This is a genomic window from Streptomyces sp. NPDC046557, from assembly GCF_040645975.1.
Lineage (GTDB): Bacteria > Actinomycetota > Actinomycetes > Streptomycetales > Streptomycetaceae > Streptomyces.
Genome location: NZ_JBEYZH010000001.1, coordinates 862107 through 882000, shown reverse-complemented (window position 1 = coordinate 882000; position 19894 = coordinate 862107). Strand labels below are relative to the sequence as shown.

The 19894-nt window shown below is 72.7% G+C and carries 18 protein-coding genes and 1 pseudogene; 4 read left to right on the top strand and 15 right to left on the bottom strand.

Going from position 1 to position 19894, the window contains the following annotated elements:
- Positions 1-178 precede the first annotated feature (178 nt).
- From ABZ934_RS04185 to ABZ934_RS04140, 10 genes are all read right to left on the bottom strand, one after another.
- Positions 179-1525, bottom strand: a complete 1347-nt coding sequence (locus tag ABZ934_RS04185; RefSeq protein WP_361308260.1) for a GTP-binding protein — start codon at positions 1523-1525, stop codon at positions 179-181.
- 2 nt (positions 1526-1527) lie between these two features.
- Complete coding sequence (gene cysD, locus ABZ934_RS04180) at positions 1528-2463, bottom strand: sulfate adenylyltransferase subunit CysD (protein ID WP_361308258.1); 936 nt, start codon at positions 2461-2463, stop codon at positions 1528-1530.
- On the bottom strand, positions 2460-3005 hold the full coding sequence (gene cysC / locus ABZ934_RS04175; RefSeq protein WP_361308256.1) for an adenylyl-sulfate kinase: 546 nt from the start codon (positions 3003-3005) through the stop codon (positions 2460-2462). The genes cysD and cysC overlap by 4 nt, the downstream gene beginning before the upstream one ends.
- A 44-nt stretch (positions 3006-3049) precedes the next feature.
- Positions 3050-3751 (bottom strand): phosphoadenylyl-sulfate reductase, encoded by a 702-nt coding sequence (locus tag ABZ934_RS04170; RefSeq protein ID WP_361308254.1) that lies wholly within the window; start codon positions 3749-3751, stop codon positions 3050-3052.
- A complete protein-coding gene (locus ABZ934_RS04165) occupies positions 3748-3945 on the bottom strand; it encodes a hypothetical protein (protein WP_361308252.1) in 198 nt (65 codons plus the stop codon). The genes ABZ934_RS04170 and ABZ934_RS04165 overlap by 4 nt, the downstream gene beginning before the upstream one ends.
- Complete coding sequence (locus ABZ934_RS04160; RefSeq protein ID WP_361308250.1) at positions 3942-5654, bottom strand: nitrite/sulfite reductase; 1713 nt, start codon at positions 5652-5654, stop codon at positions 3942-3944. Before ABZ934_RS04160 ends, ABZ934_RS04165 begins: the two co-directional genes overlap by 4 nt.
- Before the next feature lie 222 nt (positions 5655-5876).
- Positions 5877-5960 carry a putative leader peptide gene (locus ABZ934_RS04155; RefSeq protein ID WP_312847410.1) on the bottom strand — a complete coding sequence of 28 codons (84 nt, stop codon included), beginning with the start codon at positions 5958-5960 and terminating at the stop codon, positions 5877-5879.
- A gap of 347 nt (positions 5961-6307) precedes the next feature.
- Positions 6308-6871, bottom strand: a complete 564-nt coding sequence (locus ABZ934_RS04150) for a GNAT family N-acetyltransferase (RefSeq protein WP_361308248.1) — start codon at positions 6869-6871, stop codon at positions 6308-6310.
- Positions 6872-6884: 13 nt separating this feature from the next.
- On the bottom strand, positions 6885-8159 hold the full coding sequence (locus ABZ934_RS04145; RefSeq protein WP_361308725.1) for a GAF domain-containing protein: 1275 nt from the start codon (positions 8157-8159) through the stop codon (positions 6885-6887).
- A 323-nt stretch (positions 8160-8482) separates the two neighbouring features.
- Positions 8483-10126 (bottom strand): acyl-CoA dehydrogenase family protein, encoded by a 1644-nt coding sequence (locus tag ABZ934_RS04140; RefSeq protein ID WP_361308246.1) that lies wholly within the window; start codon positions 10124-10126, stop codon positions 8483-8485.
- Between the two features lie 17 nt (positions 10127-10143).
- On the opposite strand from ABZ934_RS04140, the gene ABZ934_RS04135 reads away from it, so the two are divergent.
- The gene (locus ABZ934_RS04135) at positions 10144-11268 is read left to right on the top strand and encodes a YihY/virulence factor BrkB family protein (RefSeq protein ID WP_361308244.1); all 1125 of its coding nucleotides are present in this window, start codon (positions 10144-10146) and stop codon (positions 11266-11268) included.
- Between the two features lie 264 nt (positions 11269-11532).
- A complete protein-coding gene (rsgA, locus tag ABZ934_RS04130) occupies positions 11533-12654 on the top strand; it encodes a ribosome small subunit-dependent GTPase A (RefSeq protein ID WP_361308242.1) in 1122 nt (373 codons plus the stop codon).
- Between the two features lie 113 nt (positions 12655-12767).
- Here rsgA and ABZ934_RS04125 read toward each other — a convergent pair whose 3' ends face one another.
- From ABZ934_RS04125 to ABZ934_RS04105, 5 genes and pseudogenes are all read right to left on the bottom strand, one after another.
- On the bottom strand, positions 12768-13178 hold the full coding sequence (locus ABZ934_RS04125) for a PPOX class F420-dependent oxidoreductase (RefSeq protein ID WP_361308723.1): 411 nt from the start codon (positions 13176-13178) through the stop codon (positions 12768-12770).
- Positions 13179-13216: 38 nt separating this feature from the next.
- Positions 13217-13888 carry an AMP-binding protein gene (locus ABZ934_RS04120; RefSeq protein ID WP_361308240.1) on the bottom strand — a complete coding sequence of 224 codons (672 nt, stop codon included), beginning with the start codon at positions 13886-13888 and terminating at the stop codon, positions 13217-13219.
- 157 nt (positions 13889-14045) lie between these two features.
- Positions 14046-14384 (bottom strand): annotated as a pseudogene (locus tag ABZ934_RS04115) (AMP-binding protein); the annotation flags it as partial.
- Between the two features lie 387 nt (positions 14385-14771).
- Entirely contained in the window at positions 14772-15254 is a 483-nt protein-coding gene (locus ABZ934_RS04110; protein WP_361308238.1) for a DUF456 domain-containing protein, read from the bottom strand.
- Positions 15255-15278: 24 nt separating this feature from the next.
- On the bottom strand, positions 15279-16256 hold the full coding sequence (locus tag ABZ934_RS04105; protein ID WP_361308721.1) for a helix-turn-helix domain-containing protein: 978 nt from the start codon (positions 16254-16256) through the stop codon (positions 15279-15281).
- A gap of 339 nt (positions 16257-16595) precedes the next feature.
- On the opposite strand from ABZ934_RS04105, the gene ABZ934_RS04100 reads away from it, so the two are divergent.
- Both ABZ934_RS04100 and ABZ934_RS04095 read left to right on the top strand, forming a co-directional pair.
- Positions 16596-18077 carry a protein phosphatase 2C domain-containing protein gene (locus ABZ934_RS04100; RefSeq protein WP_361308236.1) on the top strand — a complete coding sequence of 494 codons (1482 nt, stop codon included), beginning with the start codon at positions 16596-16598 and terminating at the stop codon, positions 18075-18077.
- Between the two features lie 66 nt (positions 18078-18143).
- A complete protein-coding gene (locus ABZ934_RS04095; RefSeq protein WP_361308234.1) occupies positions 18144-19886 on the top strand; it encodes a pyruvate dehydrogenase in 1743 nt (580 codons plus the stop codon).
- Positions 19887-19894: the final 8 nt, after the last annotated feature.

The following is a 19894-nucleotide window of genomic DNA, read 5'->3' as shown; positions in this document are numbered from 1 at the left end:
CGTCTGTGGAACGAGGGCGGGTACGGCTGGTGGGGGGTGTGGGCTCGTGGGCGGGATGCCGACGGCAATTCGGTCATCGCGCACATCGCGCCACCCCTCCCTGGCCGCTGCCGAGGTGGCCGCTGCCTACGCGGCCGCCCTCCTTGGCGAAGGTGGAGTAGATGTCGGCGAGCATGGGTTAGAAGTCCCACCCTTCGTCATCGGTCCGGACGGGCTCGGCCTCGTCGGCGTGGGCGGCGAACGCCTGGCCCGCCATGCCGGCCGCCAGGGTGGTCCCGTCCGCCGGGTCGATCAGCAGGAAGGAACCGGTGCGGCGCGAGTCGGCGTACGCGTCGAGCGCCAGCGGCTCCGCGGTACGGACGACGACACGGCCGATGTCGTTGGCGACCAACTGCCCGGGCTCCGGGTGCTGGGACAGGTCGTCCAGGGTCAACCGCGAGGGGATCTCCTTGACGATCGCCTTGACGGTGCGCGTGGTGTGCTTCAGCAGCACCCGGGCGCCCACCGAGAGGGGCTGGTCCGCGACGTGGCACACCGTCGCCTCGACGTCCTGCGTGGTGGCCGGGGCGCTCGCGGACGGGGCGATCAGGTCACCGCGCGAGATGTCGATGTCGTCCCGCAGCCGCAGCGTCACCGACTGCGGCGCCCACGCGATGTCGACGCTCTCGCCGAGCGCGTCGATGCCCTCGATGACCGAGGTCCGGCCCGACGGCAGGACGGTGACGGCCTCGCCGACGCGCAGCACGCCGGAGGCGATCTGGCCCGCGTAGCCGCGGTAGTCGGGGTGCTCGGCGGTCTGCGGCCGGATCACGTACTGGACCGGGAAGCGCGCCGGGCAGGCGGTCAGGTCGTGGCTGACCGGCACGGTCTCCAGGTGCTCAAGCACCGTCGGGCCGCCGTACCAGTCCATGTGCGACGAGGGCTCCACGACGTTGTCCCCGGCCAGGGCCGAGATCGGGATCGCGGTGATCTCCGGCACGCCCAGGTCCGATGCGTACGCGGTGAACTCCTCGGCGATCTTCGCGAAGACCGCCTCCTCGTAGCCGACGAGGTCCATCTTGTTGACGGCGAGAACCACGTGCGGGACGCGCAGCAGCGCCGCGACGGCCGCGTGCCGGCGGGTCTGCTCGATGACGCCGTTGCGGGCGTCGACGAGGACCACGGCCAGGTCGGCGGTGGACGCGCCGGTGACCATGTTGCGGGTGTACTGCACGTGCCCGGGGGTGTCGGCCAGGATGAACCGGCGCCGGGCGGTGGCGAAGTAGCGGTACGCCACGTCGATGGTGATGCCCTGCTCCCGCTCGGCGCGCAGGCCGTCGGTGAGCAGCGCGAGGTCGGGAGCGTCCTGCCCGCGCCGGGCGGAGACGGCCTCGACGGCCTCCAACTGGTCCGTCAGGACCGACTTGGAGTCGTGCAGGAGCCGTCCGACCAGCGTGGACTTGCCGTCGTCGACGGAACCGGCGGTCGCGAAGCGCAGCAGCGTGGTCGCCGATACATCGGCGAACTGCTCGGTGGTGGAGGTCATGTCTAGAAGTACCCTTCGCGCTTGCGGTCTTCCATCGCGGCCTCGGACATCTTGTCGTCGGCGCGGGTCGCGCCCCGCTCGGTGAGGCGGGAGGCGGCGATCTCGGTGATCACGGCGTCCAGCGTGGTCGCGTCGGAGTCGACGGCGCCCGTGCAGGACATGTCACCGACGGTGCGGTAGCGGACGAGACGCTTCTCGGGCGTCTCGTCCTCCTTCGGGCCGCCCCACTCGCCGGCCGTCAGCCACATGCCGCCCCGCTTGAACACCTCGCGCTCGTGGGCGAAGTAGATCTGAGGCAGCTCGATGCCCTCACGGGCGATGTACTGCCACACGTCCAGCTCGGTCCAGTTCGACAGCGGGAACACGCGCACGTGCTCGCCCGGGGCGTGGCGGCCGTTGTAGAGCTGCCACAGCTCGGGGCGCTGACGGCGCGGGTCCCACTGGGAGAACTCGTCGCGCAGGGAGAACACGCGCTCCTTGGCGCGGGCCTTCTCCTCGTCGCGGCGGCCGCCGCCGAAGACGGCGTCGAACTTGAGCCGCTGGATCGCCTCGGTCAGCGGGACGGTCTGCAGCGGGTTGCGGGTGCCGTCCGGGCGCTCGCGCAGCTTGCCGGCGTCGATGTACTCCTGGACGGAGGCCACGTGCAGGCGCAGGCCGTGCTCCGCGACCGTGCGGTCGCGGTACTCCAGCACCTCGGGGAAGTTGTGACCGGTGTCGACGTGCAGCAGCGCGAAGGGCACCGGCGCGGGCGCGAACGCCTTGAGCGCCAGGTGCAGCATGACGATGGAGTCCTTGCCGCCGGAGAACAGGATCACCGGCTTCTCGAACTCGCCCGCCACCTCGCGGAAGATGTGCACGGCCTCCGATTCGAGGGCGTCGAGGTGGGACAGCGCGTAGGGAGCGTCGGTCCCGTCGTGCAGGTGGGCGACGGTCGTCATGCCAGACCCCTCTCGGTGAGCAGCGCGTACAGGGCCGAAGCCGACTCCTGCACGGACTGCGTGTGCGACTCGATCCGCAGGTCCGGGGCGTCCGGAGCCTCGTACGGGTCGTCGACCCCGGTCAGACCGGAGATCTCGCCCGCCGCCTGCTTGGCGTACAGGCCCTTCACATCGCGCTCGGAGCAGACCTCGACCGGGGTGGCCACGTGGACCTCCAGGTAGGCGGTGCCCTCGGCCGCGTGCCGCTTGGCGACGGCCTCCCGGCTGTCGGCGAACGGCGCGATCACCGGCACCAGCGCCTTGACGCCGTTGCTCGCGAGCAGTTCGGCGACGAAGCCGATCCGCTGCACGTTGGTGTGCCGGTCCTCCCGGCTGAAGCCCAGCCCGGCGGAGAGGAACTCGCGGATCTCGTCGCCGTCGAGCACCTCCACGCGGTGGCCCTCGGCCCGCAGCCGCTCGGCCAGCGCGTACGCGATGGTGGTCTTGCCCGCGCTCGGCAGCCCGGTCAGCCACACGGTGGCGCCCTGGTCGCTCACGCTCATCGTTCTCGTCTCCGTCGGTTCGTTCACTGCTTCGAGATCCGTCATCAGCCGTGCAGTCCGCACTCGGTCTTGGCCCGCCCGGCCCAGCGGCCGGCCCGCGCGTCCTCGCCCTCCGCCACGCGGCGGGTGCAGGGGGCGCAGCCGACGGAGGCGTAGCCGTCCGTCAACAGCGGGTTGGTGAGCACGCCGTGCTCGGCGACGTACGCGTCCACGTCGTCCTGCGTCCAGCGGGCGATCGGCGAGATCTTGACCTTCCGCCGCTTCTCGTCCCAGCCGACCACGGGGGTGTTCGCCCGGGTCGGGGACTCGTCGCGGCGCAGGCCCGTCGCCCATGCCTCGTACGCGGTCAGGCCCTTCTCCAGCGGCTTGACCTTGCGCAGCGCGCAGCACAGGTCCGGGTCCCGGTCGTGCAGCTTGGGGCCGTACTCGGCGTCCTGCTCGGCGACGCTCTGGCGCGGGGTGAGGGTGATGACGTTGACGTCCATCACGGCCTCGACCGCGTCACGGGTGCCGATGGTCTCCTCGAAGTGGTAGCCGGTGTCGAGGAAGACCACGTCCACGCCCGGGAAGGCGCGGGACGCCAGGTGGGCGACGACCGCGTCCTCCATCGAGGAGGTGACGGCGAACTTCTTGCCGAAGGTCTCGGCGGCCCAGGTGAGGATCTCCAGCGCGGAGGCGTCCTCCAGGTCGCGGCCCGCCTGCTCGGCCAGCGCCTTGAAGTCCCTGGTCCCCTGAGTCATCGTCATATCTCTTCCCCTCCAGGCTGATCCGACTGACCGGACCGATCGGACTGAACACCGCGGGCCAGCAGCCCGAGGTACTTCAGCTGGAAGGCCCGGTTGCAGGCCCTGCATTCCCAGGCGCCGTGACCCGCCTCGTGGGGAAACAGGTCCTCGTCGCCGCAGTAGGGGCAGTAGAACGGTGCGGCGCGCTCGCTCACGACAGGCTCTCGTCGCTCGCGCGGCCGACCCAGGCGGCGAAGCGCTCGCCGTCCTCGCGCTGCTCCTGGAAGCGCGTGACGACCCGCTCCACGTAGTCCGGCAGCCCGACGGCGGTGACCTTGAGGCCGCGGACCTTGCGGCCGAAGCCGGCCTCCAGGCCGAGCGCGCCGCCGAGGTGCACCTGGTAGCCCTCGACCTGGTCGCCGTTCTCGTCGAGGACCAGCTGCCCCTTGAGACCGATGTCCGCCACCTGGATACGGGCGCACGCGTTCGGGCAGCCGTTGATGTTGATGGTGATCGGCTCGGCGAAGTCCGGCAGACGGCGCTCCAGCTCGTCGATCAGCGAGGCGCCGCGCGCCTTCGTCTCGACGATGGCCAGCTTGCAGAACTCGATGCCGGTGCAGGCCATCGTGCCGCGGCGGAACGAGGACGGCTTGACCCGCAGGTCCAGCGCCTCCAGGGCCTCGACCACGGAGTCGACCCGGTCCGCGTCGATGTCCAGCACGATCATCTTCTGCTCGGCGGTGGTGCGCAGCCGGCCCGAGCCGTGCTGCTCGGCCACGTCCGCGATCTTGGTGAGGGTGGCGCCGTCCACGCGACCGACCCGGGGGGCGAAGCCGACGTAGAACTTGCCGTCCTGCTGCCGGTGCACGCCGACGTGGTCGCGCCACTGGCCGCTGGGCTGCTCGGGCGCGGGGCCGTCGGTCAGCTCGCGCTTGAGGTACTCGTCCTCCAGGACCTGGCGGAACTTGGTCGCGCCCCAGTCGGCGACGAGGAACTTCAGGCGGGCGCGGGTGCGCAGCCGGCGGTAGCCGTAGTCGCGGAAGATCGAGATGACGCCCTCGTAGACGTCCGGGACCTCGTCGAGCGAGACCCAGGCGCCCAGGCGCACGCCCAGCTTGGGGTTGGTGGACAGGCCGCCGCCGACCCACACGTCGAAGCCGGGGCCGTGCTCGGGGTGGTTCACGCCGACGAAGGCGATGTCGTTGATCTCGTGCGCCACGTCGAGCAGCGGCGAGCCGGAGATCGCGGACTTGAACTTGCGGGGCAGGTTGGAGAAGGCCGGATTGCCCACGATCCGGCGCTGGATCTCCTCGATGGCGGGGGTGCCGTCGATGATCTCGTCCAGGGCGATGCCGGCGACGGGCGAGCCGAGGATGACACGGGGCGTGTCACCGCAGGCTTCGGTGGTCGAGAGGCCGACGGCCTCCAGCCGGCGCCAGATCTCCGGGACGTCCTCGATCCGGATCCAGTGGTACTGCACGTTCTGCCGGTCCGTGAGGTCGGCGGTGCCGCGGGCGAACTCCTCGGAGATCTCGCCGATGACGCGCAGCTGCTCGGTGGTCAGCCGGCCGCCGTCGATGCGCACGCGCAGCATGAAGTACTTGTCGTCCAGCTCCTCCGGCTCCAGGATCGCGGTCTTGCCGCCGTCGATCCCGGGCTTGCGCTGGGTGTAGAGGCCCCACCAGCGCATACGGCCGCGCAGGTCGTTGGGGTCGATCGAGTCGAAGCCGGTCTTGGCGTAGATCGTCTCGATGCGTGTCCGCACGTTGAGACCGTCGTCGTCCTTTTTGAACTGCTCGTTGCCGTTGAGGGGAGTGTGGTGTCCGACGGCCCACTGACCCTCACCGCGGTGACGGCCGGTCTTGCGGCGCGCGGCGGCGGCTGCGGGCGCGGCGGCTGCGGGCGTTTCGGGGGTGGCGGCCATGGCGGTACGTCCTTCTTCGGCGGCTCAAGGCAAGGGCAGGGGGAGCGGCGGCGTGACCCCTGCACGCTGAGCAGGTGTGGCTGATGGCCGCGCCGGGTCCGGTTGTGCCGGTGGGCAGGGCGGATTTCAGCCGTCAGGGGGCTTGCGGAGGCCGTGCGGCCTCGGGGTCGACGCGTCCGCGGCAGCGGGGACGGCGGCGATGTGCGGCGGGTGCTGGTTCCGTCAGCGCGCCGGACAGATGGCGCTGGACATGCGGCCGAGGTCGACGTGCCGCCGACTCACCAAGGCAATTCCAGCTCCATTCATGGCGGAAGCGTGGCATGGCGCGATTGGAGGAGTCCACTACTGTCCACGATGCGGACGAAGTCGTCTCGCATCCTGGTACGACGTGACAGGAGTCACGCCGGACCGGTCCCGAAACGCGCCCAGTGCGGCTTTGCGGTCACCGCGTCGCCCACGCCTCTGCGCGAAGACGTCGGGAGCTCCACGACGATGCCGCTCGCGACGATGAACACCGTACGCGGCGGGCCCTGCCGGCCGGACAAGCGGGCGAGCCGCCCGCGCGGGCGGCTCGGGCGCGGCGGCGGCGCACCCGCACGGCCCCCGTCGCCCCGGCGCCACGCCGACCCCTGCGGGGTCACCCGGCCCGGGAGCTACGCGCCCGGCCAGGGGCCCGGGGTGGGGGTGGACCGCTTCTCTTCCGTCTCCGTCTTGAAGACCTTGAAGCCGCGCCGCAGGTAGGTGTCCATCGCTGTCGGGCCGTCCTGGCTACACGTGTGCACCCAGACCCGGCGGGTGGGCGCCAGATCCCGCCACCGCTCCGCGAGGTCCCACGCGCGGGCCGTCCCGACCGCCAGCAGGTGCCCCCCGATCCGGCGGCCGCGGAAGTCCGGCAGGAGGCCGAAGTACATGATCTCCACCACCCCGTCGGGCTGCGGGTCGAGTTCGACGTACCCCGCCGGCGTCCCGCGGTCGTACGCCACCCACGTCTCCACCCCGGGCCGCTCCAACCGCTCCACCCACTCGGCGCGGGTCAACGACAGCCGGTCCGTCCAGTGGATGTCCCCGCCCACCGAGGTGTAAAGGAACCGGCTGAACTCGGGCGAGGGCACTTCCGCCCGGGCGATCGTGATCTCCGGGCCGGGTACGGCCGCCGGCGCGAGGTCGTCGGGCGAGGTCATTTCCAGGGACCAGGTGGTCAGCGTGAACGTGCTCATGCGGGCCAGGGAATCACATGCCGTCCACGACCCCCCGGGCGCCCGACCCGCCCACGCGGGCCCTGACCACCGCCGGCGCCGTGGAATGCGGCAGCAACTGCGCGGCGACCGCCGGACGGATCAGCTCCACCTCCACGTCCTGCGCGAAGCGGTACGGCCGGTGCGTCAACACCCCGGCGAGGTTCCGGCGCACCCGGGACATCTCCGCGCGGACCGTCACCGTCCGGCTCGGGTCCCCGAACAACTCGGCGGCGAGTTCCGCCGCCGAGCGTCCGCGCGGGCTCTCCGCCAGCAGGAACAGCAGCTCGGCGTGGCGCGGACTCAGCTCCAGGGACCAGCTGCCCGCCGCCCCGTACACGGTCGCCGACCACGAGCCGGCCCGGCTCAGGTCCAGCACCACCCGGCTCGCGGCGCCGGAACCGGTGCGCGACTCCTCGACCCGGAGCAGCCAACCGCCCGGCAGCGGCTCCACCGCGCAGTGGCCGAGCTGCGGCACCCACACCCGCCCCGGCCCGAACCCCTTCGGCAGCGGGATCCGGTCCGCAGGGGCCAGCCCGGTCACGGCGGCCGTCCAACCCTGCGGGTCCACGGCCAGCGCGCGGCCCGGCAGCCGCGCCAGCAGCGGGGCCGCGACCGTCCGCAGCCGCTCCAGGGACTCCAGGTGCCGGATCCGCAGCTCCCGCTCGGCGAGCCGGGCCACCGAGGTCACCCAGGCGAGCGTCGCCGGGTGCATGGTGGCCAGCGGGCCGCTGACGTCGACCACCCCCAGCAGCCGACCGTCCCGGGGGTCGCGTACGGGGGCCCCGGCGCAGGTCCAGTCGTGGTGGCTGGAGACGAAGTGCTCCGCCGAGAACACCTGGACCGGCCTGCGGGTCACCAGGGAGGTGCCGACCCCGTTGGTGCCGACCACCGCCTCCGCCCAGTCGGCGCCCACCGCGAACCCCAGCCGGTCGGCCCGGCGCAGGATCGAGGAGTGCCCCTCCCGCCACAGCAGCCGCCCGTCCGCGTCCGCGACGACCATGATGTGCAGGGCTTCGTCCAACGCGGGCAGCAGGCCCTCGCGCAGCACCGGGAGGACCTCCCGCAGCGGCGACACCTGCCGCCGCTCCTCCGTCTCGGCGGCCGACAGCAGCCGCGAGCGCGCGTCCCGGTCCGGGTGCACACCGCCGGCCAGCATCCGCCGCCAGGACTCCGCGATCTCCGGGCGCGGGGCGGCCGGCAGGCGGTCACCGGCCAGCGCCGCCGCCCGTACTCCCTTGAGCAGACGCGCCGCCGCCCGCGCGTCCATGGCGGAGATGCGCGCCACATCGACCGTGCTGCCTGCGGTGTCGGACACCGGAACCTCCCCGTGAACAGTCGAGGCGCCGGCCGTGTGGCGGCGCTGACCGCGTGACTGGTTCGACCGGTTCGACGGGTGAAGGGTTGCAACGGTCTGCAACCCTCGCCAACCTCCGGTCGCCCGACCGAAACTATCGGCACGCCGCCGAGCGGCGTGACAGCTCCTTCCTCGGGGCTTCTCGGACCAGGGGCGGCGCCGAGTCGGCGCGGCGCCGCCCCCGGTCTCGGGTCAGCGGGCACGGATCCAGGCGGGGAGCGGTTTGGGGACCGTTCCTAGCCGGCGATCCGGGCCCGTTCCACCACCGCTCGCAGGTCCAAGCCGTACGGCAGCGTCCCGAAGGCCGACCCCCAGTCGCCGCCGAGACGCGATGCGCAGAACGCGTCCGCGACCTGCGCCGGAGCCCACCGCACCAGCAGCGAACCCTGGAGCACCAGGGCCATCCGCTCCACGACCCGCCGGGCCCGGGCCTCGATGCCCTCCAAATCCGCGAGGTCCGTCAGCAGGTCCTTGATGGCCGAATCCAGCCGGTGATCGGCGCCCCGGGCCAGTCCGACCTCCTGGAGGAACGCGTTCAGTGCCTGCGGCTCCCTTTGCAGGGCGCGCAGCACGTCCAGCGCCTGGACGTTGCCCGACCCCTCCCAGATCGAGTTGAGCGGGGACTCGCGCAGCAGGCGCGGCAGACCCGACTCCTCGACGTAGCCGTTGCCGCCCAGACACTCCAAGGCCTCCGCCACCATAGGCGTACACCGCTTGGTCACCCAGTACTTGGCCGCGGGCACCGCGAGGCGCAGGAAGGCCCGCTCCTGCTCCGTGCCGGCGTCATAGGCGGCCGCCAGGCGCAGGGTCAGTACGGTCGCGGCCTCCGACTCCAGCGCGAGGTCGGCCAGGACGTTGCGCATCAGCGGCTGCTCGATGAGCCGTGCTCCGAAAACGGAGCGGTGCTCCGCGTGGTGGACGGCCTGCGTCAACGCCTGGCGCATCAGCGACGCCGAACCGATCACGCAATCCAGCCGGGTCGCCGCGACCATCTCGATGATGGTCCGCACCCCCCGCCCCTCCTCACCGACCCGGCGCCCCCACGTCCCGTCGAACTCCACCTCGCCCGACGCGTTCGACTTGTTCCCCAGCTTGTCCTTGAGCCGCTGGATCGCGAAGGCGTTGCGGGTCCCGTCCGGCAGCACCCGCGGCACCAGGAAGCAGGTCAACCCCCCGGGAGCCTGCGCCAGCACCAGGAAGCCGTCCGACATCGGAGCCGAGCAGAACCACTTGTGCCCGGTCAGCAGGTACTCGCCGGACGCGTCCAGCGGCTTCGCCACCGTCGTGTTCGCCCGGACGTCGCTGCCGCCCTGCTTCTCCGTCATGCCCATCCCGAACAGCACGCCGGCCTTCCGCCCGGGCGGCCGCAACCCCTCCTCGTACACGTGCGAGGTCAGCCGGGGCTCCCACTCGGCGGCCAGCTCAGGGTCCGTGCGCAGCGCCGGCACCGCCGCGTGCGTCATCGAGACCGGGCAGCCGTGCCCCGCCTCGGCCTGCGACCACAGGAAGAAACCCGCCGCGCGGCGCAGGTGCCCGGCCGGACGCCCCCACGCGTCCGTCAACCCGGACGTCACCGCGTGCCCCAGCAGCCGGTGCCACGCCGGGTGGAACTCGACTTCGTCGATCCGGTTCCCGTACCGGTCGTGCGTACGCAGCCCGGGCGGGTTCGCGTTCGCCTGCACCCCCCAGAGCTGTGCCTGCTCCGAGCCCGTCGCGAGCCCCAGGGAGGTGAGTTCCTCCCGTACCTCCCCCAGGAGCGCGGGGGGCGCCTCCGCCAGGTGGCGCTCGATGCCCTCGGTCAGGGCCCGGTCGCCGGAGTAGGCGTCGTAGCCCACAAGGGGCGGGGCCTGATTGGTCACTGTGTGGGTGGTGGCTGCCATGCGGATACCGTAAGGACGTGCAGCCAGCAAAAGAAACACCCGAGCGGATCCCAGGGCGGCCGGGACGGCTCCACCGGGCCCGCGCGCTCTACCGCAACGTGTCCAAGCGCAAGATGGGCTGGCTGCTGCTCAAGGACACCGTCAACTCGTGCGTCGAGTACCGCATCCTCGGTCTGGCCGCCGAAGCGGCCTTCTTCACCCTCCTCTCGCTCCCGCCGCTCTTCGTCGGCCTCCTGGGCCTGCTCGGGTACGTGGACGGCTGGACGGGCGGAACCTTCGTCGCCAGCATCGAGGAGAACATCCTGCGGGCGGTCGGCACCGTCCTGTCCGACCGGGGCGTCAACGAGATCGCGCGACCGATGCTGGACGACGTGACCCGCGGCGGCCGGCCCGACCTCATCTCCATCGGCTTCGCCTTCGCCCTGTGGTCGGGATCGCGCGCCGTCAACGTCTTCATCGACACCATCACCGTGATGTACGGCCTCGACGGACAGCGCGGCATCGTCAAGACCCGGCTGCTGGCCTTCCTGCTGTACGTGGTCGCCCTCGTGATCGGCGCGATCGTGCTGCCGCTGATGGTGGCGGGCCCCGACGCCGTGGTGCGGTGGGTGCCCTGGAGCACGGAAGTGATCGCGGTGCTGTACTGGCCGATCGTCACCCTGCTCTCGATCGCCTTCCTGACGACGCTCTACCACGTCTCCGTTCCCGTGCGCTCCCCGTGGATCGAGGACGTGCCCGGCGCGCTCGTCGCCCTCGCCATGTGGGTGCTCGGCTCGTTCCTGCTGCGGATCTACCTGACCAACACCGTCGAGGGGCCGACGATCTACGGCTCCCTGGCCGCGCCCGTGGCGGTGCTGCTGTGGATCGGCGTCTCGGCCTTCGCCGTACTCGTCGGCGCGGCCGTCAACGCCGCCATCGACCGCGTCTGGCCCTCGCTGGCCACGGCGGCGGCCCGCGAGGCGAACGAGCGGGTGCGGGAGGCGGAGGCGGCGCGGTTGGTGGCGCGGGCGGCGGCCTGGCGGGCGCTGGCCGAGGGGGAGTCCGAGGACGACGAGGACGCCGGAATGCCCTCGGAGTTCCCCGAACGCTGGTCGAACTTCCTGCCGCCCGACGACTATTCGGCGCGCCTGCGCAAGCACTGACGGCGGTCCGGTGGGAACGGGCCGAAAAACAGTTGGCATTGGCGGAAGCGGCGTTGTTACGGTGAGCCCGTTCCCGCAGCACCGTCGGGGAACGGCCAGTTCGTGCATGACCCGGAGGTGAGTCCATTGATGACTGTCGTGACGCAGGGCGCTGCCCGCACTCGGAAGACCGTCAATGCCACCCCCGTGGCCTCCGGCTGACCACACACCTCTCCGCGCGCCGTCGAGCGCGCGCTGCCGGGGCCACCCTGTGAAGGGTTCCCCTTGTCTTTCTCCTCTTCTGGTTCTTCTTCCACGCACGCTTCCGCCGCGCCGCACCCCCTCGCCGCATTCGGCTGGGACGACGCGTGGGCGGCCGCGTTCGCCCCGTACGAGGCGCAGGGCCTGCTGCCCGGCCGGGTCGTGCGGGTCGACCGGGGCCAGTGCGATGTCATGACCGCGGACGGCGTCGTCCGCGCCGACAGCGCCTTCGTCACCCCCCAAGACCCGCTGCGGGTCATCTGCACGGGTGACTGGGCCGCCGTCGAACCGGCCGGAAACCCCCGCTACGTCAAGGCGTACCTGCCGCGCCGGACCGCCTTCGTACGGTCCACCTCCTCGCAGCGCTCCGAGGGGCAGATCCTCGCCGCGAACGTCGACCACGCCGTCATCGCGGTATCCCTGGCCGTGGAACTCGACCTGGGCCGGATCGAGCGCTTCCTGGCGCTCGCCTGGGAGTCGGGCGCGCAGCCGCTGGTCGTCCTGACCAAGGCGGACCTCGTACCGGACCCGACGGTGCTCGCCCACCTCGTCCGGGACGTGGAGACCGCCGCCCCGGGCGTGCCCGTACTGACGGTGTCCTCCCTGACCGGGGAGGGCACGGACGTGCTGGCGGCGGTGGCGTCGGGCGGCACGAGCGTCCTGCTGGGCGTCTCCGGCGCCGGGAAGTCGACCCTGGCCAACGCGCTGCTCGGGGCGGACGTCATGGAGGTGCAGGAGGCCCGCGAGGTCGACGGCAAGGGCCGGCACACCACGACGACGCGCAACCTGCTGGCGCTGCCGGGCGGGGGCGTGCTGATCGACACCCCGGGGCTGCGGGGTGTCGGGCTCTGGGACGCGGCGGCGGGCGTCGGGCAGGTGTTCTCGGAGATCGAGGACTACGCCGCCGACTGCCGTTTCCACGACTGCGCGCACGTCGCGGAGCCGGGGTGCGCGGTGCTGGCGGCGGTGGAGTCGGGGGCGCTGGCCGAGCGGCGGCTGCAGAGCTACCGGAAGCTGCTGCGGGAGAACCAGCGGATCGTGGCGAAGACGGACGCGAGGCTGCGGTCGGAGATCCGGCGGGACTGGCGGCTGAAGTCGGCCGAGGGCCGGGCCAACTTTTCCGCGAAGCGGGGCGGTCGGGTCTGACGGCCCGGGCGGCCGGGGCCGAAGCGGGGGCGGGGCGGTTCGTCCGCGGCGCCGTCGCGCTGCGGGGCCCCGGCTGCGCCGGGCGGTCCGGGGCTCCGCCCCGGCCCCGCGCCTCAAGCGCCGGCGAGGCTGGAGGTGCCCTCCGTCTCGTCCAGGCCCCAGGTGAAGACGCGGGTCGGGTGGATGCGGATGACCTCCGGGCTGAAGTGGGGGCCCAGCGCGTGGGTGCCGACCTCTAGCATGGCGTGGCCGCGGATCTCGATGCCGCGGACGCGCCACGGGCGGGTGCTCACCAGGTCGTCGACGACCAGCGACAGCTTCGGGTTGGCCTTGAGGTTGCGCCACTTCTTCGTCGTGCCCATCGACGCCCCGCCGACCAGGATCGTGCCGTCCTGCTGCGGGAAGAACCCCACCGGGTTCGCCTGCGGCTGCCCGGCCGGGTCCACCGTCGCCAGCCGGCCCAGCCGCTGCGACCGGAGGTATGACAGTTCCACCTCGCTGAAACCCTCGAATGCCGTCGTCATACCGGCAGCCTCGCACCCCGCCCCCGGGAACCCGCTCCTCACACGCCGTCCGCGAGGCGGCCGGTGACCACCAGGTTGCCGTCCGGGGTTCGCCGCGCGAGGTCGCCGGTGCGGAGGTAGCCGTCGGCGGTGAAGGCGCGCGCGTTGTGCTCGGGCGCCCGGTAGTAGCCGCGCGGGGTGTAAGGACCGCGGACCAGGAGCTCCCCCGGTTCCCCGTCGGGCACGTCCCTGCCGTGGGCGTCGACCAGGCGGATCTCGTCGTCGGGCGAGAGTGGGCGGCCGTGTGTGGTGAATACGGTCTCGTCCGGATCGGCGCGCCGGGTGAGCGTGAGCGGCCCCTCGGGCCGGCCGAAGACCTGCTGCGGGCGACAGCCCCACGTGGCCTCCATCCGTTCGGCGGTCGCCCGGTCCACGGGCGCGCCGCCGATCTGCACCAGACGCAGACTGCTCACGTCGGCCTCCATCGTGGGGAGGAGGTCGAGCCAGTGCCGGGCGACGGCCGGCGTGACCGACGTGACGGTGACCCGCTCCCGCCCGATGACCGGCAGACACGCGACCGGCCCCGCGTCCTCGACCAGCACGACGGTGCCGCCGACGGAGAGGGTGCCGACGATCCCCGGGCCGCCGAGGGCGAAGGTGGACTCGACGGACGGCACGGCGAGGTACACGTCGTCCTCGGTGAGCGACACCGACTCGGCGGCGGCCCGCACCTGGTAGGCGTAGTCGTCGTGGGTGCGCGGAACGAGCAGGGGCGTCGCGACGCGCGATCTCCGAGACCATCGCCGTGTGGTCGAAGCCCTGGTACGTCGAGGGGCCGACGTAACCGACGGCCTGCGTGACCCGTACGAGGTGGGACACCGCGGGCCCGCGGTACGAGACCGGGCACACCACGGGGACCAGGCCGGCGCGCATCAGCGCGAACAAGGAGACGACGGATTCGGGGACGTTCGGCAACTGGAGGACGACCCGCTGTCCGGGCCGCGGGCCCCGCAGCCGGAACCCGGCGGCCATCCGCTCCACGCGCCGGTTCAGAGCCGCGTACGTGAGGCGTGCGTCGCCGTGCACGAGCGCGGTCCGCGTCCCGTACTGCCGGGCCCAATCGCGCAACAGGTTGTCCAGTGTGTACCCGCGCCAGTGTCCCGCCGCCCAGTAGCGGTCGACGAACTCCTCGGGCCAGGGCGTGCAGCCGGCGAGCAGGGATGCCATGCGCTTCCTTCGGTACCGGCTCCGTCTCCGGCGGGTTCCGCCGTACCTGTCTGTCCCACATCCAATCCCCCGCCCCCACGGCCCGCAATGCGCCTTCCGCACCACCGACGCCACCCGCCGTCAGCGGAAGCTCCAACGGGCGTGGCCCACCAGCGGGAACGGCCGGGGCCCCGAGCCGACTCGGCCGTGCGGAGGTGTGGTGGAGCCGGCCGCGGCCCACTGCCGGGCGAGGAGGGCCGGACACGTACGGGCATCAGGGCTCCGCCCGCGCCCCGGGGCCGGCGCCCCGACGTACCGGCCGTGCGACCCCGCTTGCGGGCGGCTGCTCAAGACAGCCTTCGCCGGCAGGTCTCGCTCCTCCGGCAGGCCCGGAGCCGAGGCACGCCGCTACGCCCCGAGGACCGCGCCCAGCCAGGCCGCCGTCACGATCAGACAGGCCAGCAGTTCCACCAACACGCTCGTCCCCACCGCGCGCATCACCGCGCGGACCGAGGCGCGGGCCTCGCCGTGGGAACCCAGGCGCAGGCGCTCGCTCAGGTAGGCGCCGCCCAAGAAGCCCGGGACGGCTCCCACGACCGGGATCAGGACGAAGCCCAGCAGTGCGCCGGCGCCCGCGTAGACCACCATCCGGCGGTGGATGCCCACGCCCCGCAGCCGGCGCGGCGGCAGGAGCCAGATCACCACCTGCACCACCAGCAGCAACCCCGTCGATGCCACGAGCAGGACCCACGCGGTCGACGAGCGCTGGTGCAGGGCCCACCACAGCAGCCCGGCCCACACCAGCCAGGTCCCCGGGACGCCAGGCACCATCACCCCCAGCAGCCCGAGCAGTAACACCAGCCCCACCAGGAGTAGCTGAGGCAGATCCATCTGCCCAGCGTGACCGACCCCGACCTATCGGGCCACCCAGCCCCGCTCGTACGCGTACCACCCGAGTTGCAGCCGTGTCGTCACCCCGGCCAGCTCCATCAGCCCCTTGACCCGCCGCTGCACCGTGCGCAGGCCCAGCTCCAGGTGCTTGGCCACGCTCGCGTCCGTCATCCCGGCCAGCAGCAGGCTCAGGATCTCCAGGTCGGTGGCGTCGGGGGTGTCCGCGGACTGCTCCGCCGAGCCCGTGGCGCCCAGCCGCAGCGGGAGCGCCTCCCGCCACACCGCCTCGAACAGGCCCGACAGGGAGTGCAGCAGCCCCGAGGCGTGCACCACCAGGGCCGTCGGCTCCGCGCCCGGTGCCGTCAGCGGCACCATCGCCAGACTCCGGTCCGCGATGATCAGCTTCGTCGGGACCCGCGGCGTGACCCGGACGTGCTCGCCGCGCGCCAGCGCGGTCGTCGCCTCGCGGATGCCCGTCGGCTGGGTCAGCACCTCCCGTTCGATGACGACCCGGTAGGCGACGCCCCGTACGACGGCCCGCTCCTCCGCCTCGTTCTCCGCGCCCGTCACCACCTCCGGGCGACTGTCGACCAGCGCGCACACCTCTTGCACCGCCCCCAGCTGGAGCTGCACGAAGCGGTGGGCGATCGCGCTCGCGCCCGTCACCACCTCCACCAGGTCGTGCACCGCCGGCTCGGCGGCCTCCACCCGGTACTCCTGCGCCAGCAGCGTCGCCGCCAGCTCGGCCCGCTCCAATTCGTGCCGCTGCTGGGTCAGCAGGGCCCCCAAGGCCACGCCGGGCGGGGCCGCCACCCAACGTCCGGGACGGGCCGAGGACTGCGCCGCGAGGCCGTGGCGTTCCAGGTGCCGCAGCGCCCCCTCGGTCTGCCGCACGGGAAGTGACAGCCGGTGCGCGAGATCGGGCACCTCCGCCGCGCCCAGCGCCACCAGCGCGCGGTACGCCGACTCCTGCCCCTCGTCGAGACCTATCGCACCCAGCAACCCGTCCACCCACCCCTTCGTACCGTTCCTGGCGGGAAGCGGCCACGGCGCGAACCCGCCGCCGACATCATCGCCGCACCACCCGGCCCTCTGCCAAGGTGAGGGCACCGCAAGAGAACATTCGCAGGCCACGAGCCCACGCCGAGCGGGAGCCCGCCGTCGTCACTGAGGCGGACCTACGGTCGCGGCGGCGCCCGCAACCCCCGGACGGTCGAACGGAACGGCGGAATTCGCCGGCCCGTACGACGGGAACGCGAGGGGTCCACCGGGCGGCGGCCCGGTGGGCCTCTTTCGTGCGTTCGGCGTTTTCCGCCCCCGCCGGCGGCGGAGAATAGCGGCATGAGTCAGCGGCGCGCGGACGACTGGTGGCAGAAGCTCTACGAGGACCAGGGCGCGGCACCCGAGCCCGATCCGGAGGACACGCTGGACCACCGCTTCCACTCGGCGGTGGTGCTGGTGAAGGACGGGGACGCCCCCGCCGCGCCGGCGCACCCGCCCGGTCCCCTGCTGCCCGGGCAGCGTCGGGAGGCGGAGCCCGCGCCCCCGGCCGAAGAGCCACCGCCGGACCCGCGCCGGCCCGGTCCGACCGGCTACGCCCTGGGCGAGGTCACGGTGCCCCCCGCGCCGCCCGAGCCCCCGGCCGTACCGGAGCCCCCGGCCGTACCCGAGCCGCCGACCGCAGCCGAAGCCCCCGCGCCGCTCCGGACTCTCCCGCCACAGCAGCCCCCCGGGCCACACGTATCCCCGGCGGCACCCGTACCTGACCCGGTACCCGTACCTCCCCCGGCACCCGTACCGCCTGCCGCGCCCGGGCTTCCGCTGCGGCGGCGCGGCGCGCCCGGTGGGGAGCCCGGGGCGGCCGGGGCGGCGGGGCCCGCGCCGGCCGAGGACGCCCAGGCCGGCGCACCGCAGGCACCCCCCGCCCCCGCCTCCGAACCGCCGGAGCACGACCCCGCCGGCCGCCCCGACGTACGCCACCTCGGCGACCGCGCCCCGACCTACGCGGCCGAGCCGGGCGCGCTGCCCGAGGCCGACCCGGCCGGGCTGGGCGACCTCACCCCCGACACCGTCCTGGAGGGGGCCCGCTACGGCACCTACACCCTCCGCGCCACCTCACTGCGCGGGGACTCCGCCCGGTTCCGCGGCGAGGCCCGCCGCGACTTCCTGCTCACCGCCCGCTTCGGCAGCGGGGACGACGCCCTGGTCCTGGTGGCCGTGGCGGGCGGCGACCGGGCGGCGCCCGGGGCCCGGGAGGCCGCCGCCGAGCTGTGCCACACCGTCGCGGCGGCCGTCGGGCGCAGCCGGCAGCGGCTGGCCGAGGACATCCGGACCGGTAGCCGCGAAGCCCTGCGCTCCGGGCTCCAGCGGCTCACGGACCGGGGTTACGGACGGCTGCGGGCGCGCGCGGCGGAGCTGGGACTCGCGGAGGAGGGCTACACCGCCGGGCTGCGGGGGCTGCTGCTCCCGGTGGACCCGCGGTGCCGCACCCGGGTCTGCTTCGGCGCGGGCGCGGGCGGGTTCTTCCGGCTGCGGGCCGGCCAATGGCAGGACCTGGAACCGGAGGACACCGCGCACCCTCCGGTGGACGCGGCCGGGGGCTTCCGCTTCCGTGCGTCCGTGGCCCGCCCCGGTGACACCCTGCTGCTCTGCTCGGGTGGTCTCGCGGCTCCGATGCGCGAGGAGGGACTGCTTCCCGCCGAACTCGCCGCCCGCTGGTCGCAGGGCGAGCCGCCCGGCCTCGCGGCGTTCCTCGCGGACGCCCAGCTCCGCCTCAAGGGCTACGCCGACGACCGGACGGCCGCCGCGGTCTGGGAGGCGTAAGAGGGCGGTTCGTGCGTGGATGGGAGGCGCAGCCGGCAGAGCCGAACCGGAGAGGGCGCCCCTTCCATGGCCAAGCAGAACGTGGCGGAGCAGTTCGTCGACATCCTGGTGCGCGCGGGCGTGCGCCGGATGTACGGGGTGGTGGGCGACAGCCTGAACCCGATCGTGGACGCGATCCGCCGGACCGACGGAATCGAGTGGATCCAGGTCCGCCACGAGGAGACGGCCGCCTTCGCCGCCGGCGCCGAGGCCCAGATCACCGGACGGCTCGCCGCCTGCGCCGGCTCCTGCGGTCCCGGGAACCTGCACCTGATCAACGGCCTGTACGACGCCCACCGCTCGATGGCCCCGGTGTTGGCGCTGGCCTCGCACATCCCGTCCGGCGAGATCGGACTCGGGTACTTCCAGGAGACCCACCCCGACCGCTTGTTCACCGAGTGCAGCCACTACAGCGAGCTGATCTCCAACCCCCGACAGATGCCCCGGGTGCTGCAGAGCGCAATCCAGCACGCCATCGGCCGCAGCGGCGTGGGAGTCGTCTCCCTGCCCGGCGACATCGCCTCCCTCCCCGCCCCGACGAAATCGGTCGAGCACGCCCTGGTGACCGCCCGGCCGACCGTACGGCCCGGGGACGGCGAGATCGAGAAGCTGGTCCGGCTGATCGACGAGGCGGACCGGGTCACCCTCTTCTGTGGCAGCGGCACCGCCGGGGCGCACGCCGAGGTCATGGAGTTCGCCGAGCGGGTCAAGGCCCCGGTGGGGCATGCCCTGCGCGGCAAGGAGTGGATCCAGTACGACAACAAGTTCGATGTAGGGATGAGCGGGCTGCTCGGCTACGGCGCGGCCTACGAGGCCACCCACGAGTGCGACCTGCTGATCCTGCTCGGCACCGACTTCCCGTACAACGCCTTCCTCCCCGACGACGTGAAGATCGTCCAGGTCGACATCCGCCCCGAACACCTGGGCCGCCGCTCGCAGCTGGACCTGGCCGTCTGGGGCGACGTACGGGAGACCCTGCGGGTGCTGAACACCCGCGTGCGCGCCAAGACGGACCGCCGCTTCCTGGACCGGATGCTCAAGAAGCACGCGGACGCGCTGGAGGGAGTGGTCAAGGCGTACACGCGCAAGGTGGAGAAGCACACTCCCATCCACCCCGAGTACGTCGCCGCCGTCCTCGACGAACTCGCCGACGAGGATGCCGTCTTCACCGTGGACACGGGCATGTGCAACGTGTGGGCGGCGCGCTATCTTTCGCCGAACGGCAAACGGCGCATCATCGGTTCCTTCAGCCACGGTTCCATGGCCAACGCCCTTCCCCAGGCCATCGGGGCACAGTTCATCGACCGCCGGCGTCAAGTGGTCTCGATGTCGGGTGACGGCGGATTCTCGATGCTGATGGGAGATTTCCTCACCCTCGTGCAGTACGACCTGCCCGTCAAAGTGGTCCTCTTCAACAACTCGTCCCTCGGAATGGTCGAGCTGGAAATGATGGTTTCCGGCCTGCCTTCGTACGGAACCACGAACCGGAACCCGGATTTCTCCGCCATCGCCCGCGCGGCGGGCGCCTACGGGGTCCGCGTGGAGAAGCCCAAGCAGCTCACAGGGGCTTTGAAGGACGCCTTCCGGCACAAGGGGCCCGCTCTGGTGGACATCGTGACCGACCCCAACGCCCTGTCGATTCCTCCGAGGATCAGCGCCGAAATGGTCACCGGTTTCGCCCTTTCCGCCAGCAAGATCGTGCTGGACGGGGGAGTCGGCCGGATGGTTCAGATGGCGCGATCCAACCTGCGCAACGTGCCGCGCCCCTGAGCCCGCAG

What these genes read in the sequence shown, in the direction of transcription:
- ABZ934_RS04110 (WP_361308238.1), bottom strand. Translation starts at nt 15,254, where the DNA reads ATGGATCTGCCTCAGCTACTCCTGGTGGGGCTGGTGTTACTGCTCGGG.
- ABZ934_RS04170 (WP_361308254.1), bottom strand. Translation starts at nt 3,751, where the DNA reads ATGACGATGACTCAGGGGACCAGGGACTTCAAGGCGCTGGCCGAGCAG.
- cysD (WP_361308258.1), bottom strand. Translation starts at nt 2,463, where the DNA reads ATGACGACCGTCGCCCACCTGCACGACGGGACCGACGCTCCCTACGCG.
- ABZ934_RS04100 (WP_361308236.1), top strand. Translation starts at nt 16,596, where the DNA reads ATGAGTCAGCGGCGCGCGGACGACTGGTGGCAGAAGCTCTACGAGGAC.
- ABZ934_RS04185 (WP_361308260.1), bottom strand. Translation starts at nt 1,525, where the DNA reads ATGACCTCCACCACCGAGCAGTTCGCCGATGTATCGGCGACCACGCTG.
- ABZ934_RS04140 (WP_361308246.1), bottom strand. Translation starts at nt 10,126, where the DNA reads ATGGCAGCCACCACCCACACAGTGACCAATCAGGCCCCGCCCCTTGTG.
- ABZ934_RS04155 (WP_312847410.1), bottom strand. Translation starts at nt 5,960, where the DNA reads ATGAATGGAGCTGGAATTGCCTTGGTGAGTCGGCGGCACGTCGACCTC.
- ABZ934_RS04095 (WP_361308234.1), top strand. Translation starts at nt 18,144, where the DNA reads ATGGCCAAGCAGAACGTGGCGGAGCAGTTCGTCGACATCCTGGTGCGC.
- cysC (WP_361308256.1), bottom strand. Translation starts at nt 3,005, where the DNA reads ATGAGCGTGAGCGACCAGGGCGCCACCGTGTGGCTGACCGGGCTGCCG.
- ABZ934_RS04145 (WP_361308725.1), bottom strand. Translation starts at nt 8,159, where the DNA reads ATGGACGCGCGGGCGGCGGCGCGTCTGCTCAAGGGAGTACGGGCGGCG.
- ABZ934_RS04150 (WP_361308248.1), bottom strand. Translation starts at nt 6,871, where the DNA reads ATGAGCACGTTCACGCTGACCACCTGGTCCCTGGAAATGACCTCGCCC.
- ABZ934_RS04160 (WP_361308250.1), bottom strand. Translation starts at nt 5,654, where the DNA reads ATGGCCGCCACCCCCGAAACGCCCGCAGCCGCCGCGCCCGCAGCCGCC.
- ABZ934_RS04125 (WP_361308723.1), bottom strand. Translation starts at nt 13,178, where the DNA reads ATGACGACGGCATTCGAGGGTTTCAGCGAGGTGGAACTGTCATACCTC.